The sequence below is a fragment of the Bordetella ansorpii genome, from assembly GCF_900078315.1.
Classification (GTDB): domain Bacteria; phylum Pseudomonadota; class Gammaproteobacteria; order Burkholderiales; family Burkholderiaceae_B; genus Bordetella; species Bordetella ansorpii.
This window is the reverse complement of the sequence record NZ_FKBS01000017.1, coordinates 37228-55604: the sequence shown is the minus strand read 5'-3', so window position 1 is coordinate 55604 and position 18377 is coordinate 37228. Positions and strand designations below refer to the sequence as shown.

At 66.0% G+C, this 18377-nt stretch carries 13 protein-coding genes; 7 read left to right on the top strand and 6 right to left on the bottom strand.

From position 1 onward, the window contains the following. The first annotated feature begins 157 nt into the window (after positions 1 to 157). The 4 genes from A7W11_RS15205 to A7W11_RS15190 all read left to right on the top strand — a co-directional run bounded on the left by A7W11_RS15205 (position 158) and on the right by A7W11_RS15190 (position 7165). Positions 158 to 889, top strand: a complete 732-nt coding sequence (locus A7W11_RS15205; RefSeq protein WP_066414590.1) for a pseudouridine synthase — start codon at positions 158 to 160, stop codon at positions 887 to 889. A 369-nt stretch (positions 890 to 1258) separates the two neighbouring features. Next, a complete protein-coding gene (locus tag A7W11_RS15200) occupies positions 1259 to 2473 on the top strand; it encodes an efflux RND transporter periplasmic adaptor subunit (protein WP_066414588.1) in 1215 nt (404 codons plus the stop codon). Between the two features lie 16 nt (positions 2474 to 2489). Further along, positions 2490 to 5666: an efflux RND transporter permease subunit gene (locus tag A7W11_RS15195; protein WP_066414581.1), complete on the top strand. Its 3177-nt coding sequence runs from the start codon at positions 2490 to 2492 to the stop codon at positions 5664 to 5666. Beyond that, positions 5666 to 7165: an efflux transporter outer membrane subunit gene (locus tag A7W11_RS15190; protein WP_066416008.1), complete on the top strand. Its 1500-nt coding sequence runs from the start codon at positions 5666 to 5668 to the stop codon at positions 7163 to 7165. Before A7W11_RS15195 ends, A7W11_RS15190 begins: the two co-directional genes overlap by 1 nt. Positions 7166 to 7359: 194 nt before the next feature. Here the strand turns inward: A7W11_RS15190 and A7W11_RS15185 are convergent, their stop codons facing one another. Next, complete coding sequence (locus A7W11_RS15185; protein ID WP_066414569.1) at positions 7360 to 7611, bottom strand: GlsB/YeaQ/YmgE family stress response membrane protein; 252 nt, start codon at positions 7609 to 7611, stop codon at positions 7360 to 7362. Between the two features lie 191 nt (positions 7612 to 7802). Next, entirely contained in the window at positions 7803 to 8417 is a 615-nt protein-coding gene (locus tag A7W11_RS15180) for an SCO family protein (RefSeq protein WP_066414567.1), read from the bottom strand. Positions 8418 to 8572: 155 nt separating this feature from the next. On the opposite strand from A7W11_RS15180, the gene A7W11_RS15175 reads away from it, so the two are divergent. Together A7W11_RS15175 and A7W11_RS28025 are read left to right on the top strand one after the other, a co-directional pair. Next, positions 8573 to 9118 (top strand): hypothetical protein, encoded by a 546-nt coding sequence (locus tag A7W11_RS15175; protein ID WP_066414565.1) that lies wholly within the window; start codon positions 8573 to 8575, stop codon positions 9116 to 9118. Continuing rightward, a complete protein-coding gene (locus tag A7W11_RS28025; protein WP_156523110.1) occupies positions 9118 to 9735 on the top strand; it encodes a hypothetical protein in 618 nt (205 codons plus the stop codon). The genes A7W11_RS15175 and A7W11_RS28025 overlap by 1 nt, the downstream gene beginning before the upstream one ends. 62 nt (positions 9736 to 9797) lie before the next feature. On the opposite strand, the gene A7W11_RS15165 is transcribed toward A7W11_RS28025, so the two are convergent. The 4 genes from A7W11_RS15165 to A7W11_RS15150 form a co-directional block, all read right to left on the bottom strand. Beyond that, on the bottom strand, positions 9798 to 11870 hold the full coding sequence (locus A7W11_RS15165) for a M3 family metallopeptidase (RefSeq protein WP_066414549.1): 2073 nt from the start codon (positions 11868 to 11870) through the stop codon (positions 9798 to 9800). 258 nt (positions 11871 to 12128) lie between these two features. Next, on the bottom strand, positions 12129 to 13001 hold the full coding sequence (gene folD, locus A7W11_RS15160) for a bifunctional methylenetetrahydrofolate dehydrogenase/methenyltetrahydrofolate cyclohydrolase FolD (RefSeq protein ID WP_066414546.1): 873 nt from the start codon (positions 12999 to 13001) through the stop codon (positions 12129 to 12131). After that, on the bottom strand, positions 12998 to 13624 hold the full coding sequence (locus tag A7W11_RS15155; RefSeq protein WP_066129718.1) for a response regulator transcription factor: 627 nt from the start codon (positions 13622 to 13624) through the stop codon (positions 12998 to 13000). Before A7W11_RS15155 ends, folD begins: the two co-directional genes overlap by 4 nt. Next, positions 13621 to 15372 (bottom strand): PAS domain-containing sensor histidine kinase, encoded by a 1752-nt coding sequence (locus tag A7W11_RS15150; RefSeq protein WP_066414543.1) that lies wholly within the window; start codon positions 15370 to 15372, stop codon positions 13621 to 13623. Before A7W11_RS15150 ends, A7W11_RS15155 begins: the two co-directional genes overlap by 4 nt. A 293-nt stretch (positions 15373 to 15665) precedes the next feature. On the opposite strand from A7W11_RS15150, the gene aceE reads away from it, so the two are divergent. Beyond that, positions 15666 to 18371, top strand: coding sequence for a pyruvate dehydrogenase (acetyl-transferring), homodimeric type (gene aceE, locus A7W11_RS15145; protein ID WP_066414540.1), 2706 nt, complete (start codon positions 15666 to 15668; stop codon positions 18369 to 18371). Positions 18372 to 18377: the final 6 nt, after the last annotated feature.

The following is an 18377-nucleotide window of genomic DNA, read 5'->3' as shown; positions in this document are numbered from 1 at the left end:
GGGGGCCCGGCCTGCCAGCCGAGCCTGCTGGTGGGGCAAGGAATCTTCATGGGCAGCATTATGCCAAGCCGCACGGCATCGGGGCCGTCGGACGCCCGGCGCGCGGGGCCATCCGGCCCCACGAATGCGTTCGTCCCTGCGACTACAATACCGCCCCATGGAAAAAGTGCGTATCTCCAAACTGATGTCCGAGCGCGGGCTCTGCTCGCGGCGCGAGGCCGATGCCTATATCGAACGGGGCTGGGTCCGTGTCGACGGCGAAGTGGTGTCCGAGCTGGGCGCGCGCGCCTTTCCCAACCAGGCGATCACGCTCGAGCGCGCCGCCCAGGCGCGCCAGACGGCCCGGGTGACCGTGCTGCTGAACAAACCCGTGGGCTACGTGTCGGGCCAGGCCGAGAAAGGCTACACGCCCGCGGTCGCGCTGGTGCAGGCCGCCTCGCGCTATGCGGGCGACCGTTCGCCGCGCCGCTTCGACCGGGCCCACCTGATGGGCCTGGCTGCCGCCGGCCGCCTGGACATCGACTCGCAGGGCCTCTTGGTGCTGACCCAGGACGGCCGCGTCGCCAAGATGCTGATCGGCGAGGACTCTTCGGTCGAGAAGGAATACCTGGTGCGCGTGCAGGGCCGGCTGGCCGAGAACGGCCTGGCGCTGCTCAATCACGGCCTGTCGCTGGACGGCAAGCCCCTGCGCCAGGCGCAGGTGCGCTGGCAGAACGAAGACCAGTTGCGCTTCATCCTGCGCGAGGGCAAGAAGCGCCAGATCCGCCGCATGTGCGAACTGGTGGGCCTGAAGGTGGTGGGCCTGAAGCGCGTGCGCATCGGCAACGTGCAACTGGGCGATCTGCCGCCCGGCCAATGGCGCTATCTGCGCGACGACGAGCGCTTCTGAGCGCCCGCCAACCGATCAACGCACTTAGCAACACTTATTTCAGCCTGTTTCTCGCCAGTTAACTTGCCACGTGCCAAGCGTATTCTTGCGGGCTATTGCGCCGCGGTGCGCGATTCCGTGCGTGAATCGGAACTCTGCCGCCTGCCTTGCGGTCTAGCAGTGTGCCGTCCATGCAGGTAACCCGCGCCGATTGTCCCGTGACTGGAACAGAGTTTTCTTTGCATTTCTTTGTTTCTGGTCAAGGAAATAGCGCACAATGGCGGTTTTATTGCGCCGCAGCATGCCGCTGCTGCGGGCATCGCGACTTCAACTCTCCCAGCTCGCCGGCAACGGCGGGTGTGGTGTGTCAATGATCCGGGAATGCATCGTATGAAGAAGAATGATCTGGTCTCGCGCGGCGCCTGCGCGCTGGCAGTGACGGCACTGGCGGTCAGCCTCGCCGCGTGCGGCAAGCAGGAACAGCAGCAGGGGCCGGCGGCCAAGCCGCAGGTCGGCGTGGTCACGCTCAAGACCCAGCAAGTGTCGCTGTTCACCGAGTTGCCGGGCCGCACCTCGGCCTTCCGCAGTGCGGAAGTGCGTCCGCAGGTCAACGGCATCCTGCAGAAGCGCCTGTTCACCGAAGGCGGCGAGGTCAAGGCCCAGCAGCAGCTCTATCAGATCGATCCCGCGCTCTACCAGGCGCAATACGACAGCAGCAAGGCCGCCCTGGCGCGCGCCGAAGCCCAGGCGCGCACCGCCGTGCTGCTGGTGCAGCGCTACAAGCCGCTGGCCGAAAGCCGCGCCGTCAGCCGCCAGACCTACGATGACGCCGTCGCGGCGCGCGATCAGGCCGCCGCCGACGTGCAATCGGCCAAGGCCGCGCTGGACACCGCCCGCATCAATCTGGTCTACACCAAGGTGCTGTCGCCCATCAACGGCATCATCGGCCGTTCGGCCGTCACCGAAGGCGCGCTGGTCACGGCCAACCAGACCTCGCCCATCGCCACGGTGCAGCAGATCGATCCCATCTACGTCGACGTCGCGCAGTCCAGCGTGCAGTTGCTGCGCCTGAAGAACGCGCTGGCCAGCGGCATGCTCAAGCAGAGCGGCGGCGAGCAGGCCGCCGAAGTCACGCTCACGCTCGAGGACGGCACCCGCTACAAGCAGACCGGCAAGCTGCAGTTCTCGGAAGTCACCGTCGATCCCACCACCGGTTCGGTAGTGGTGCGCGCGGTGTTCCCCAATCCCGACCGCCAGTTGCTGCCCGGCATGTACGTGCGCGCGCGGCTGGCCGAGGGCGTGGCGCCCGAGGGCCTGCTGGTGCCGCAGCGCGGCGTCACGCGCAGCCCGCGCGGCGAGCCCACCGCGCTGGTGGTCAACGCCGAGAACAAGGTCGAGCAGCGCACGCTGAAGGCCGATCGCGCGGTCGGCGACCAATGGCTGGTCACCGATGGCGTCAAGCCGGGTGACAAGGTCATCGTCGAAGGCCTGCAGCAGGCCCGCCCCGGCGTCGAAGTCAACGCCGCCGAGTGGACGCCGCCCGCGCAGCCGGGCCAGGCGCCTGCCGCACCGGGCGCCCAGCCCGCCGCGCCCCAAGCGAAATAACACGGAGCCTTAGCGCATGGCCAAGTTTTTCATCGACAGGCCCGTGTTCGCATGGGTCATCGCCATCGTATTGATGCTGGCGGGCCTGCTGTCCATCATGTCGTTGCCGGTGGCGCAGTATCCGAACATCGCGCCGCCCTCCATCCAGGTGCAGGTGACCTATCCCGGCGCCTCGGCGCAGACCGTGCAGGACACGGTGGTGCAGGTCATCGAGCAGCAGATGAACGGCCTGGACGGACTGCAGTACATCTCTTCCGAAAGCAACTCCGACGGCAGCATGAGCATCACGCTCACGTTCCGCCAGGGCACCAGCCCCGACATCGCGCAGGTGCAGGTGCAGAACAAGCTGGCGGTGGCGCAACCGCAGTTGCCGCTCGAGGTGCAGCAGCAGGGTATCCGCATCACCAAGGCGACCAAGAACTTCCTGATCGTCGCGGGCTTCGTGTCCAGCAACCCCAACCTGACGCGCGCGGACATCTCCGACTACGTCGCCTCGTACGTGCAGGATCCCATCAGCCGAACGCAGGGCGTGGGCGACTTCCAGCTGTTCGGTTCGTCGTACGCCATGCGTATCTGGCTGGATCCGGACAAACTGGTCAACTACAGCCTGACGGCGCCTGACGTCACCACGGCGATCGAAGAGCAGAACGTCCAGGTGTCCTCGGGCCAGGTCGGCGGCTTGCCGGCCGTGCGCGGCCAGCAGCTCAACGCCACCGTCATCGGGCCGTCGCGCCTGACGACGCCCGAGCAGTTCGGCCGCATCCTGCTGAAGGTCAACACCGACGGCTCGCGCGTGCGCCTGTCCGACGTGGCCAGGATCGAACTGGGGCCGCAGACCTACGCCATCGACAGCGCCTACAACGGCAGGCCGGCCTCGGGCCTGGCCATCAAGCTGGCCCCCGGCGCCAATGCGCTGGACACGGTCGACAACGTGCGCGCCACCATCGACCGCCTGAAGCCGTTCTTCCCGCCGGGCATGGACGTCGTGTATCCGTACGACACCACGCCGTTCGTCAGCCTGTCCATCGAGGGCGTGGTGCATACCCTGGTCGAGGCCATCATCCTCGTGTTCCTGGTGATGTACCTGTTCCTGCAGAACTTCCGGGCCACGCTGATTCCCACCATGGCCGTGCCGGTGGTGCTGCTGGGCACGTTCGCGGTGCTGGCCGCCTTCGGATACTCCATCAACACGCTCACCATGTTCGGCATGGTGCTGGCCATCGGCCTGCTGGTGGACGATGCCATCGTGGTGGTCGAGAACGTCGAGCGGGTGATGGAGGAAGAGGGCTTGTCGCCCAAGCAGGCGACACGCAAGTCCATGGAGCAGATCACCGGCGCGCTGGTGGGCATCGCCATGGTGCTGTCCGCCGTGTTCGTGCCGATGGCGTTCTTCGGCGGTTCCACGGGCGTCATCTATCGCCAGTTCTCGATCACCATCGTGTCCTCGATGGTACTGTCGGTGGTCGTGGCCATCGTGTTCACGCCGGCCCTGTGCGCCACCATCCTCAAGCCCAAGCATGGCCACGGCACGCGCCGCGGGTTCTTCGGCTGGTTCAACCGCAACTTCGACCGCGCCAGCAACGGCTACGCCAACACCGTGTCGCGCAGCCTGGGCCGCACCAAGCGCCTGCTGCTGATCTACGTGCTGATCCTGATCGGCATGGCCTGGCTGTTCACGCGCATTCCCACGGCGTTCCTGCCCGAGGAAGACCAGGGCATCCTGTTCGCCCAGGTGCAGGCGCCTCCCGGCGCCACGGCCGAGCGCACGCGCCAGACCATCGAGCAGGCGCAACGCTACCTGCTGGAAGACGAGAAGGCCAGCGTGCAGTCCGTGTTCATGGTGTCCGGCTTCAACTTCGGCGGCCGGGGCCAGAACGCCGCCATCATGTTCGTGCGTCTACGCGACTGGGAAAAGCGTCCCGACGCCGACCAGCGCGCCCAGGCCGTGGCGGGACGCGCCAACGCGTACTTCGCCAAGAACCTGCGCGACGCGCAGATCGCCGTGTTCGCGCCGCCTTCCGTGATGGAACTGGGCAACGCCACGGGCTTCGACTTCCAGTTGAAGGACGAGGCCGGCCTGGGCCACGATCAGTTGCTGAAGGCGCGCAACCAGTTGCTGGGCGAAGCCATGAAAAGCCCGATGCTGGTGGCCGTGCGGCCCAACGGCATCGAGGATGCGCCCCAGTACCAGTTGAACATCGACCGCGAGAAGGCGCGCGCGCTGGGGGTCTCCATTTCCGAGATCAACAGCACGCTGTCCATCGCGTGGGGCGGTTCGTACGTCAACGACTTCATCGACCGCGGCCGCGTCAAGAGGGTCTACCTGCAGGGCGACGCCACGGCGCGCATGCTGCCGGAAGACCTCGGCAAATGGTACGTGCGCAACACCGAAGGGCAGATGGTGCCGTTCTCGTCGTTCGCCACGGCCGATTGGACCTACGGCTCGCAGAAGCTGAACCGCTACAACGGCGTGCCGTCGTACAACGTGCAGGGCCAGGCCGCGCCGGGCTACAGTTCGGGCGAGGCTATGGCCGAAGTGGAACGCATCGCCAAGACCCTGCCCGCGGGCATCGGCTACGAATGGACGGGCCTGTCGTTCGAAGAGCGCATGTCCGGGGCGCAGGCGCCCGCGCTCTACGCCATTTCGCTGATCGTGGTGTTCCTGTGCCTGGCGGCGCTGTATGAAAGCTGGAGCATTCCCACCGCGGTGATGCTGGTGGTGCCGCTGGGGGTCGTCGGTACGCTGTTGGCGACCGCGTTGCGAGGGCTCTCCAACGACGTGTACTTCCAGGTGGGGCTGTTGACTACCGTGGGGCTTGCGGCAAAGAACGCGATTCTTATCGTGGAATTCGCCAAGGAGCACTTCGAGAAAGGAGCCTCGCTGGCCGAGGCCGCCGTGCACGCGGCACGCCAGCGCCTGCGTCCCATCCTGATGACCTCGCTGGCTTTCATCCTGGGCGTGGTGCCCCTGGCCATCGCCACGGGTGCGGGTTCGGGCAGCCAGAACGCCATCGGTACGGGCGTGATCGGCGGCATGCTGACCGGCACTTTCCTGGCCATCTTCTTCGTCCCCCTGTTCTTTGTGACCATGCTCCGTCTGTTCCGCGTCAAGCGCATGAGCGAAAGCGAAGAGCCCCCGCACAATGGCGGCCACGACACCTCGGTCGGTTCGTCCAACGGAGGCCAGGCATGATGCGCATCGCTCTGAAACCCCTGTCCGGCGCGCTGCTGGTGGCGGCCCTGGCGGGTTGCTCGCTGGCGCCTACCTACGAACGTCCCGTGGCGCCGGTCGACGCCGCCTATCCCACCGGCCCGGCCTATGATCGCCAGCCCACCCAGAACACGCGGGTGCAGGGCGTCGCGCCGGTGCAGGCCGCCGGCGACGTGGGCTGGCGCGACTTCTTCCGCGATCCCGTGCTGCAGCAGTTGATCCAGCTGGCGCTGGCCGACAACCGCGACATGCGCGTGGCCGCGCTGAACGTCGAGGTGGCGCGCGCGCAATACCGCATCCAGCGCGCCGACCTGCTGCCGTCCGTGGGTGTGGCGGGCACGGCCGACGTCTCGCGTTCGCCGGCCGACCTCAGCCGCACGGGCGAGGCCACCATCAGCCGCACCTATCAGGTGGGCGTGGCAACCTCGGCGTGGGAGCTGGACCTGTTCGGCCGCATCCGCAGCCTCAGTGAACAGGCCCTGCAGACCTACCTGGCGCAGGATGAAACCCGCATCGCCACGCAACTGAGCCTGGTCTCCGAAACCGCCAATGCCTACCTGACGCTGCGGGCCGACCAGGAACTGCTGGGTCTGACGCGCGACACGCACAAGGCGCAGAAAGAGTCCTACGACCTGACGAAGCAGAGCTTTGACCTGGGCGTGGCCACGGATCTGGACATGAGCCAGGCCGAGATCGCGCTGCGCACGGCCGAGAGCAACCTGTCGCAATACACGCGATTGGTGGCGCAAGACCGCAACGCGCTGACGCTGCTGATCGGCCAGCCCATTCCCGCCGAACTGGCGCCCCAGCTCGATCACGTGCAGCCCTTGCCCGACGACATGATGCCGATCGACCTGCCGGCCGGCACGCCGTCCGACCTGCTGACGCGGCGTCCGGACATCCGCGCCGCCGAGCACGTGCTGCAAGGCGCCAACGCCAACATCGGCGCGGCGCGGGCGGCGTTCTTCCCCAGCATCAGCCTGACGGGCAGCGCCGGCACCGCCAGCGCCTCGCTGGGCGGCCTGTTCGAGGGCGGCTCGGGCGCCTGGAGCTTCGCGCCGCAGATCACGGTGCCGATCTTCGCGGGCGGTTCATTGCTGGCCAACCTGGACGTGGCGAAGCTGCAGAAGCGCATCGAGATCGCCAATTACGAGCGCGCCATCCAGTCCGGCTTCCGCGAGGTCTCCGATGCGCTGGCCGGACGTGGCACCCTGGACGAGCAGATCGCGTCGCAACGCCAACTGGTCGAGGCCAGCCAGCGTGCGTACAAGCTGTCGCAGCAGCGATTCGAGCTGGGCATCGACAACTACCTGACCGTGCTGGATTCGCAGCGTTCGCTGTATTCCGCCCAACAGACGTTGATCAATACCCGCCTGCAACGCCTGTCCAACCTGATCAGCCTGTACAAGGCGCTGGGCGGCGGCTGGAGCGAGCATACGGTGACGCCCACCCAGGCGGCGGCGCCGGCCGGGCAGGGCTGAGGTCTGGCGCGAGGCGAGGGCGGCGGCCACGGATGCCGCATTCCTTGCTCCGGCGCTGTCTGGCAGTCACCGTACGGGCAGCACGTCGCCACGGATGCCTGAGCGAGCCCCAACGTGCAATAAAAAATGCCGGCAGCTTCTGCAAGCTGCCGGCATTCTGTTTTTCAGCGCGATGCGTGTCGCGCCGCCGGGTATCACCCCCGGTTCTTGGTGAACAGGCCCACCACGAACAGCACGATGATCGCGCCGATCACCGAGGCGATCCAGCCGGCCGGTTCGCCCGGTGCGTACCAGCCCAGGGACTGGCCCAGGAAGCCGGCGACGACCGAGCCCACGATACCCAGGATCGTGGTCAGGATGAAGCCCATGCTCTGCTTGCCCGGCATGATGGCGCGGGCGATCAACCCCACGATGAAACCGACGATGATCATGATGATGAAGCCCATGCGGGTACTCCTTTCCTAGAGAGAGGGAATCGTGGCTCGCATGATACCCACGGGGTTTCTCCGAAAGCTGTAACAACGCGTGCCGGCCGGGTACAAAGACCGGATTGTCATGTTCGTGTGGTTGGTCGCCAGTGGCGACCCGGTCAGGGGCTGTCCGATGGGGCAACGACTGCGCCGTTCCGGATTCCGTCTCAGCCGGCCTCGGTCAGCAACTGCTTCAGGTCATGCACCATGGCGGCGGTGGTGTCGGTATCCGATGCCAGCAGGCGCGCCCGGCCTCGGCCATCGAAGATGTACACGCCGCGGCTATGCGTGACGTCGTACACGTCCGCGCCGTCGCCCGCGCGGGGCTTCTCGATCTGATAGGCCACGCGGTAGCGACGCGCCAGGTCGGCGATCTGTTTCTCGGTGCCCGTGACGCCGATGGCCTGCTTGTTGAACGCATCCACGTAGGCCTGCAGCATGTCCGGGGTGTCGCGGTGCGGGTCCACGCTGACGAACACGATGCGCACCTGGCCGGCCTGGTCGCCCAGTTGTTGCAGCACGTTGCTCAACTGCGCCATGGTGGTGGGACAGATGTCGGGACAACTGGCGTAGCCGAAGAACAACAACACCGTCTTGCCGCGCAACGATTCGCTGGTGACGGTCTTGCCACCCGCGCCGGACAGCGCGAACTTCAGGTCGGGCAGGTGCCCGCGCACGTTGTACAGCGACCAGTCGGCCGAGCGTTCGCTGCACGCGGCCAGCAGCACGCACAGGCCCAGCAGCAGGGCGCGCCCGGTGCGGGCAAAGGCGGATGGCGGCATGCTGTCTCCCAGCGGTTGGTGCGACGTACCCGTCGTCTTGTCGCCCTGGCGTTGTGGTTCGGTAATTGTGTCTGCTACTTGAGCGGACGGACTGCCATGGCAGTCTCGATTTATATAATGAAAATCGCACCGTTGCCCAGATTCGAGTTGTCAGAATGGCTTACCCGCAGATTGCCGATGTACCGATGGCTGACTCCTTCAATGCCTTCAAGAACCTGATCAGGTCGCACGCCCAGCGGCAACAGGAAGCGCCGCAGTCTTTCATCGACTGGGAGGCGCGCAGGCAATGGTGGGTGTCCCAGGTTGACTGCCTGCTTGTGCGAATCAGGGCTTGGCTGGGGTCATTGGTCGATGAGAAGATCGTCGGCTTCACACAGCTCACGACCGAACTGGACGAGCCCTATTTGGGCAAGTATGTCATCCACAAAGCGCAGATTGACTGTGCGGGGCGAAGTATGACCATCGTGCCTGTCGCATCGATCGTACTCGGCGGATTCGGGCGTATTGATGTTTCAGGGCCGGCCGGCAGGGTAACGCTGATTCTGGCGGCTCCGGACAATACTTTGCCTGGCCGTCATCCTTGGGAAGGCGCCACTTGGCTGATGACGCATTCGCAGGATCCGTCTTCACTGACTTCACTTGATGAAGCGCTGTTTCATCAGATATTCGTCGATCTCTTCGAGATAGGAGATGGACTCTGATGGTGGCCGATCCGCGTTCAGGCTTGCTGGATATCGTTGGCCAGTATCTCTGTACTGAAGCGGCTTTGCTCAAAGAGCGTGCCGACGTGTGCATGGGATTGTCGCTCGGTAAACGACCCTCGTATCTCGTGCCTGCTCTGCCCGCAGGCGCGACATTCGAAGATATCGATGCCTACTTCGAGCACTGCCGCTCAGAGGCCGAGTTGGCGGGTTGTCTGTTTGCCATTGCCGCCGCTGAAGCTCGCCTGCGTCGCGATGCCAGGCAACGATGCGTGCCCGGCCGCAGTGGTTTGGACGGCCGCCTTGCGTTGCTTCATGGCAATGCCGCCGCTTTTTGGCGAGTGCCGTTCGATGAGCAAGGTATTGTGGATGCGTGGAAAGCATTCCTGCATACCGTAGAGGGTGCATCTCTTGCCGAGCGGTCTCGGTGGGCGGGGCGCGTCGGCCAGTTCAAGTCAGTGTTGAACTTAAGACACTGGGTCGCCCACGGCCGTTATTGGATGCTGCCTCCCCATTTGGCAACGTGGTCACTGACCGAGATCGCAAAGGTCGTTCAGGATATGTTTCAGGCACTGAATGACGCGGCTGATCGTGCTCGGCTTCCCGTCGTGCCATAACCGGCAGCCGGATCCTTACTGATCCGGCTGCCGAGAGGCATCGCTCTCGATAGCCTTGTCGATCAGGCCGCAGCAGCCTCCGCCGCCATCCCGCTATGCCGCAGCAGCGCATCGATGCTCGGTTCGCGGCCGCGGAAGGCGCGGAACGAGTCCGCGGCGGGACGCGCGCCGCCGACCGCCAGGATCTCGCGCTTGAAACGCTCGCCCGTGGCCGGATCGAGCGTGCCGGTCTCGGCGGCATGGGCGGCGGCTTCCTCGAATGCCGCGTAGGCGTCGGCCGACAGCACTTCCGCCCACTTGTAGCTGTAGTAGCCCGCGCCGTAGCCGCCCGCGAACAGGTGCGAGAAGGCGTGTGGCAGGCGATGCCACTCGGGCGGGAACAGCACGGCCACTTCCTGGCGCACTTCCTGCAGCAACTGCAGCACGCCGGCGATGGGCGTGGCCTGGGCTCGCGCATGCAGCAGCATGTCGAACAGAGCGAACTCGATCTGGCGCACCGTCTGCATGCCGCTTTGATAGTTGCGGGCGGCCAGCAGGCGGTCGTAGAGGTCGCGCGGCAGCGGCTGGCCGCTGTCCACGTGGGCCGACAGTTGCTGCACCACCGACCATTCCCAGCAGAAGTTTTCCATGAATTGCGAGGGCAGTTCGATGGCGTCCCATTCGACGCTGGAGAACGCGGCGGCGCCGGGTTCGTCCACTTCGGACAGCAGCGCGTGCAGGGCGTGGCCGGTTTCATGGAACAGCGTGATGACGTCGTCGTGCGTCAGCAGCGCGGCCTTGCCGCCGTTGGGGCGGGCGAAGTTGCAGGTCAGGTAGGCCACGGGCGTCTGCAGGCGGCCGCCCGTCAGGCGGCGGGTGCGTTCGCTGTCGACCCAGGCGCCGCTCTGCTTGCCGGCGCGGGCGTACAGGTCCAGGTACAGATGGCCGACCAGATCGCCCGACGGGGTTTCGACACGCACACCGCGCACGTCGGCATGCCAGGACGACACGGGCACTTCGCGCAGGCGCACGTCGAACAGCGTTTCGATGACCTGGTACAGGCCCGACAGCACACGCGGCTCGGTGAAGTACTGCTTGATCTCGTCCTCGGAATACGCATAGCGCGACTCGCGCAGGCGCTCGGAGGCGAAAGGCACGTCCCAGGGCTGCAGGTCGGCCATGCCCAGTTCGGCGGCGGCATAGGCGCGCAGTTCGGCCAGGTCGCGCTGCGCGTAGGGCTTGGCGCGGGCGGCCAGGTCGCGCAGGAAGGCCGTGACCTCATCCGCGTCGCGGGCCATGCGGGTCTGCAGGCGCAGCGCGGCGAAATGGCCGTAGCCCAGCAGAGACGCTTCCTCGGCGCGCAGGGCGAGCAGTTCCTCGATCAGCGGCGAGTTGTCCAGCTCGGGCGTGCCGTGCTCGGACGCCACCGTGCCATAGGCGCGGTACAGCGTGGCGCGCAGTTCGCGGTCGCGCGCGTACTGCATCACCGGCAGGTAGCACGGCATCTTCAGCGTCAGCATCCAACCGGGCTTGCCGTCGGCCTCGGCGGCCTGGCGGGCGGCGTCCAGCACGTCGGCGGGCAGGCCGGCCAGGCGGGCTTCGTCCTCGATGAGGATGGACCAGGCGTCGACCGCGTCCAGCACGTTCTCGGAGAATTTCTGCGAGACCTGCGCTTCGCGTTCGGAGTTCTGGGCGTAGCGCTCGCGGGCCTCGCCTTGCAGTTCGACGCCGCTCAGGCGGAAGTCGCGCAGGGCCAGTTCGACGATGCGGCGGCGCACGGGCGGCCACGACGCGAAATCGGCGGCGGCGTGCAGGCGCTGGTACTGGCGGTACAGGCCTTCGTGCAGGCCGACCCAGGTGGAGAACTCGGTGACCTTGGGCAGCGCGGCGTTGTAGACCTCGCGCAGCTCGGGCGTGTTGACCACGGCGTTCAGGTGACCGGCCACCGACCAGGCGCGCCACAGGCGCTCGGTGGCGGTGTCCAGCGGCTCGACCACGGCTTCCCAGGTGGCGGGCAGGTCGGGCGAGGCGGCCTGGTCCACGGCCTGGCGCGCGATCTCCAGCAGTTCATCGACCGCGGGCTCGATGTGCGAGGGCTTGACGCTGGCGTAGTCGACCAGGTCGGAAACAGGGGCGAGCAGGGGGTTGGAAGTCATCGCGGCCTCGGCGCAGGAAGTAGAGCGGGAATGTTCAGCCATAGATGGGGACGGGGACGCATAACGCAAGCCCGTGGGTGGGCGTTTGCATACAATACTGCCTTGCGGCGATCCCCAATGACAAGGGCGGCGGCGCATGATGCGTCCACCGCCCTGCAGGAGGAAAGGCCTGCGCGCCGTGCCTTCGGCTTGCTGCCCCCCAAGGGGGCGCTTTTTTGCCTTGGGACGGCCCGGCGGCAAAAAAACGCGATGGCGCGTTTACGCGGCCGCGCTGGCGACGCGTTCGGCCGCCTCGATCGTGTTGACCAGCAGCATGGCGATGGTCATGGGTCCCACACCGCCCGGCACGGGGGTGATGGCGCCGGCCACCTGGCTGGCGGAGGCGAAATCGACGTCGCCGCACAGCTTGCCGTCTTCGCCGCGGTTGATGCCCACGTCGATGACCACGGCGCCCGGCTTGACCATGCTGCCGTCAACCATGCGGGGACGGCCGGTGGCCACCACCAGCACGTCGGCGCGGCGGGTCTGGGCGCCCAGGTCGCGCGTCTTGGAATTGCACAGCGTGACGGTGGCGCCGGCCTGCAACAGCAGCATGGCCATGGGCTTGCCCACGATGTTGCTGGCGCCGACCACGACGGCTTCCGCGCCGCGCAGCGACACGCCTTCGGATTCCAGCATCTTCATCACGCCGTAGGGCGTGCAGGGACGGAACAGCGGCTGGCCGGTCATGAGCAGGCCGGCGTTGCTGATGTGAAAGCCGTCGACGTCCTTCTCGGCGGCGATGGCCTCGATGACCTTGTGCGAATCGATGTGCTTGGGCAGCGGCAACTGCACCAGGATGCCGTGGATGGCCGGGTCCTGGTTCAGGCGCGCGATGTGCGACAGCAGCTCGGCCTCGGTGGTGTCGGCCGGGTATTGTTCTTTGATGGAGTGCAGCCCGGCCTTTTCGCAGGCCGCGACCTTGTTGCGGACATACACCTGCGAAGCAGGATCTTCGCCCACCAGCACGACGGCCAAGCCGGGCCGAACGCCGCGTTCGGTCAGTTTTTTTGCACGTTCCGCGACTTCTTCGCGGATGCGTGCGGAAAGCGCGTTGCCATCAATAATGCGTGCTGCTGCTGCTTGGGTCATGCATGTGCCTCGGGTTTTGCCAGGGCCACCTTCATCAGGTCGGCCACCGTGGTGACTTCCAATTTTTCCATGATGTTGGCGCGGTGCGCCTCGACGGTCTTGATGCTGATGCCGAGATCGTCGGCGATCTGCTTGTTCAGGCGGCCGGCGACGATGCGCTCGAGCACCTGCTGCTCGCGCGCGGTCAGGCGGGCGAGCATGGCTTCGTGGTCTTTCTGCGCCTGGAACTTGCTGACGCGCTGCACGGCCTGTTCGAGCATGCGGGCGACGATTTCGCGCAGGTCAGCCTCGTTGAAGGGCTTTTCCAGGAAATCGATGGCGCCTTTCTTCATCGTGGACACGGCCATGGGCACGTCGCCGTGGCCGGTGATGAAGACGATGGGCAACGGCGCGTTGCGCGCGATCAGTTGCTCCTGCAGTTCCAGGCCGCTCATGCCGGGCATGCGCACGTCGGCGATCAGCACGCCCACCTGGGACGCGTCGTACTCGTCCAGGAAGGTCTCGGCGCTGGCGTACGCGCGCACGCGATAGCCGTTGGCTTCCAGGAGCCAGCGCAGCGAATCGCGCACGGCTTCGTCATCGTCAACGATGAAGACCGTGCTGGACAGGTGGGGCGTGTTCATGCGTGCAACTCCTCGGACTGTTCATTGGGCGTTTGCGTTTGCGGTGCGGCGCAGGGCAGGGTGAACCGGAAAATGGTGCCCCCCGCCGGATTCGGGTCGGCCCACAGGCGACCGTGATGCGACTCGATAATGGTACGGCAAATGTTCAGCCCCATGCCCAGGCCCTGGGACTTGGTGCTGAAGAAGGGTTCGAACAGGCGCTCGGGCTCGGCCAGGCCGTGGCCGCGGTCGACCACGGCGACCTCGATGTGCTGTTCGTGCAGGATGACGGCGACCTTCAGTTCGTCGGAGCCGCTGTGCTCCATGGCTTCCAGGCCATTCTTCAGCAGGTTCAGCAGCACCTGCTCGATGAGAATGGGGTCGGCCAGCACTTCCGGTGCGTTGGACGGCACGAAGCTGTCGATGCGGATGCGGCGCTTGCGCGCGTCGATCTCGGCGAAGCCGATGGCGTTGTCGACGATGCCGCGGATGGCCACGCGCTGGCGGCGCGGCTCGCTGCGTTTCACGAATTCGCGGATGCGGCTGATGATCTTGCCGGCCCGCTCGGCCTGCGAGGCCGCTTTTTCCAGCGCGGGCAGCAGCATGTTGGGGCTGGTGTGGCCGGCCTTGACCAGCGCCACCGCGCCCATGCTGTAGTTGGCGATGGCGGTGAGCGGCTGGTTCAGTTCGTGCGCCAGCGACGAGGCCATCTCGCCCATGGTGGTCAGCCGGCTGGTCAGCTGGATCTTTTCCTGCTGCACGCGCGAGGCTTCTTCGTGGGTGCGGCGCTCGGTGATGTCGCGCGCCACCTGCATGCGCACGCGGCGGCCGTCGGTCCAGGCCAGCATGCGGTGGTGCACCTCGAACCAGCGCTGCACCGAGGGCGAGAAGACCTCGACCGATTCGTCGGTGAAGCGGCCGCGGCGGCCGGCCAGCAGCTCGTCGTGGCCGCCGGTCTGCGCGCCGAACACCCGGCGGTAGGTGCGGTTGGCGAACAGCAGCTCCAGCCCGTCGTGGGTGTCGGCCGTGACCGAGATGGCGTCGTCCAGGCCTTCCAGCACCGTCATGAAGCGCTCGTGCGCGGCGGTCAGGGCTTCGCGGATGCGCTTGGACTCGGTGATGTCGGTCATGGAGGTCATCCAGCCGATCTGGTTGCCGTTGGGGTCGAGCAGCGGCGACACGTACATGCGCGAGGTGAAGCGCGAGCCGTCGCGGCGCTGGGCCTCGACCTCGAGGCCGCTGCTGGGCGTCTTGCCGGACAGCAGCACGTCCAGGGTATGCTGGTGCTGCTCATGGCGGCCGGGCACCCAGTACGGGAAGGGCGGGCTGCGGCCGATCAGGTCGGCCTCGTTCCAGCCGATCATGCGGCAGAAGGCCGGATTCACATAGGCGATGCGGCCTTCCATGTCGATCACGCGCATGCCGGTGGACATGGAGTTCTCCATGGCGCGCCGGAAACCCGTCTCGGCGATCAGCGCGGCCTCGGCCTCGGAGCGGAACCCCGTATAGCGCCACAGCATCAGCAAACTGATGATGATGACGCCCGACAGCGCCAGCACCACCCAGATCAGGCGCTGCTGGCGCAGTTCCTGATCGATGGTGACGAACATGACGCTGTCGTCGTGGATGCGTTGCAACCAGAAGAACACGCCCATCACGCACAGGTACGAGATGAGCACGAGCACGGGCGTAAGCCAGTACAGGCCGCGCCGGCGAAGGCGGGCATGGTCGTGGAACGACACCGGGATATTGGATTTTGCGCTGGACATGAATTCTTAGCGTTGATGCGGCATTTTAGTGCGGGTTCGCGCAAGCGTCCCCGCGCACGCCATGAGATTGCCGTAGGTATTTACCGTAATTCCATATTATGAAATGCCGTACCGCAACATGAAATTTTCCTTGCGACTGGGTATCCTTGTTCCTAGAATGCCGTTTTTCGGCAAGTCCGAGGCAGGACGCTGCTCGTGTATCGCACGTTGCGCGCTCTCCTGTCCGAAGTGAACGCCGCGCGTCCTGGCCTACCTGCCAGGGCGGGCTCCGAACCCCTACCAGGAGACAGCAGATGTCCTCTAACGCCCAGGCCGGCGCGCTAGCCGCCGCCAACGACGACGATACCCTCGAGACCCAGGAATGGCTGGAAGCGCTTTCGGCCGTGCTGGATCGCGAAGGCCCTGAGCGCGCGCACTTCCTGCTGGAACGCCTGGTCGATCTGGCGCGCCGTTCGGGCGCCCACATTCCGTTCTCGCCGAATACGGCCTACCTGAACACCATTCCGGAAACGCTGCAGCCGGCGCATCCGGGCAACCTGGAACTGGAAGCCCGCATCCGCTCGTACGTGCGCTGGAACGCCATGGCCATGGTGGTCAAGGCCAACAAGCACAATCCGCCGGACGGCGGCGACCTGGGCGGCCACATCGCCTCGTTCGCCTCGCTGGCCACCATGATCGGCTGCGGCCAGAACCACTTCTGGCACGCCGAGAGCGAAGGCCACGGCGGCGACCTGGTCTACTTCCAGGGCCATACCTCGCCCGGCATGTACGGCCGCGCCTACCTCGAAGGCCGCCTGACCGAAGAACAGCTGAACCACTTCCGCCAGGAAGTCGACGGCAAGGGCCTGTCGTCCTACCCGCATCCGAAGCTGATGCCGGAATTCTGGCAGTTCCCGACGGTGTCGATGGGCCTGGGCCCCCTGATGGCGATCTACCAGGCCCGCTTCCTGAAGTACCTGCACGCCCGCGGCATCGCCGACACCAGCAACCGCAAGGTCTGGGTGTTCTGCGGCGACGGCGAAATGGACGAACCCGAGTCGCTGGGCGCGATCGCCCTGGCGGCCCGCGAAAAGCTCGACAACCTGATCTTCGTCATCAACTGCAACCTGCAGCGCCTCGACGGCCCGGTGCGCGGCAACGGCAAGATCATCCAGGAACTGGAAGGCGACTTCCGCGGGTCGGGCTGGAACGTCATCAAGCTGATCTGGGGCGGCTACTGGGATCCGCTGCTCGCGCACGACAAAGAAGGCATCCTGCGCAAGATCATGGAAGAGACCGTCGACGGCGAGTACCAGGCGTACAAGGCCAATGACGGCAAGTTCGTGCGCGAACACTTCTTCGGCAAGCATCCCAAGCTGCTCGAAGCCGTCTCGCGCATGAGCGACGAGGACATCTGGCGCCTGAACCGTGGCGGCCACGATCCCCACAAGGTGTTCGCCGCCTTCGACGCGGCCGCCAACACCACCGGCCAGCCGACCGTCATCCTTGCCAAGACCATCAAGGGCTACGGCATGGGCCAGGTGGGCCAGGCCAAGAATCCGACCCACCAGCAGAAGAAGCTGGAGCTCGAATCGATCCGCGAATTCCGCGACCGCTTCGCCATTCCGATCCCCGACGACCAGCTCGAGAAGCTGCCGTACTTCAAGCCGGCCGAGGACTCGCCCGAAATGAAGTACCTGCACGAGCGCCGCAAGGCCCTGGGCGGCTATCTGCCCCGCCGCCGCGTCAAGGCCGACGAGCAGCTCAAGGTGCCGGCGCTGGACGCCTTCAAGGCCACCCTCGAGCCCACCGCCGAAGGCCGCGAGATCTCGACCACGCAGGCGTTCGTGCGCGTGCTGAACACCATCTTGCGCGACAAGCAGATCGGCCCGCGCGTCGTGCCCATCCTGGCCGACGAATCGCGTACCTTCGGCATGGAAGGCCTGTTCCGCCAGATCGGCATCTACGCGCCGGAAGGCCAGAAGTACATTCCGGTCGATAAAGACCAGGTCATGTACTACAAGGAATCCGCCGACGGCCAACTGCTGCAGGAAGGCATCAACGAGGCGGGCGCCATGAGCTCGTGGATCGCGGCGGCCACGTCGTACTCCACGAACAACCGCGTGATGATCCCGTTCTTCATCTACTACTCGATGTTCGGGTTCCAGCGTATCGGCGACCTGGCCTGGGCGGCCGGCGACATGCAGGCGCGCGGTTTCCTGCTGGGCGGCACCGCCGGGCGCACCACGCTCAACGGCGAAGGCCTGCAGCACGAGGATGGCCACAGCCACCTGCTGGCCTCGACCATCCCGAACTGCGTCTCCTACGACCCGACCTTCGCGCACGAACTGGCCGTCATCGTCCAGCACGGCTTGAAGCGCATGGTCGAAGACCAGGAGAACGTGTATTACTACCTGACCGTGATGAACGAGAACTATCCGCAGCCGGGCCTGACCGCCGGCGACGAGGAAGGCATCATCCGCGGCATGTACAAGCTGAAGTCGCACGGCTCGGGCAAGACCCGCGTGCAGCTCATGGGCTCGGGCACCATCCTGCGCGAAGTCATGGCCGCGCAAGAACTGCTGGAAGCCGACTGGGGCGTCGCGTCCGACATCTGGAGCGTCACCAGCTTCACCGAACTGCGCCGCAACGGCCTGGACGCCGACCGCCACAACCTGCTGAACCCCGAAGGCGACACGCAGGTGCCGTACGTCACGCAGCAACTGCAAGGCACGGAAGGCCCGATCATCGCGTCGACCGACTACATGAAGCTGTTCGCCGACCAGATCCGTCCGTTCGTGCCGGCTGGCCGCGCCTACCGCGTGCTGGGCACCGACGGCTTCGGCCGCTCGGACTTCCGCAGCAAGCTGCGCGAGCACTTCGAGGTCGACCGCCACTTCGTGGTCCTGGCAGCGCTGCGCGCTCTGGCCGACGAAGGCAAGGTGCCGGCGGCCAAGGTGGCCGAGGCCATCAAGAAGTACGGCATCAATCCCGCCAAAGCCAATCCGCAATACGCCTGAGGGTAG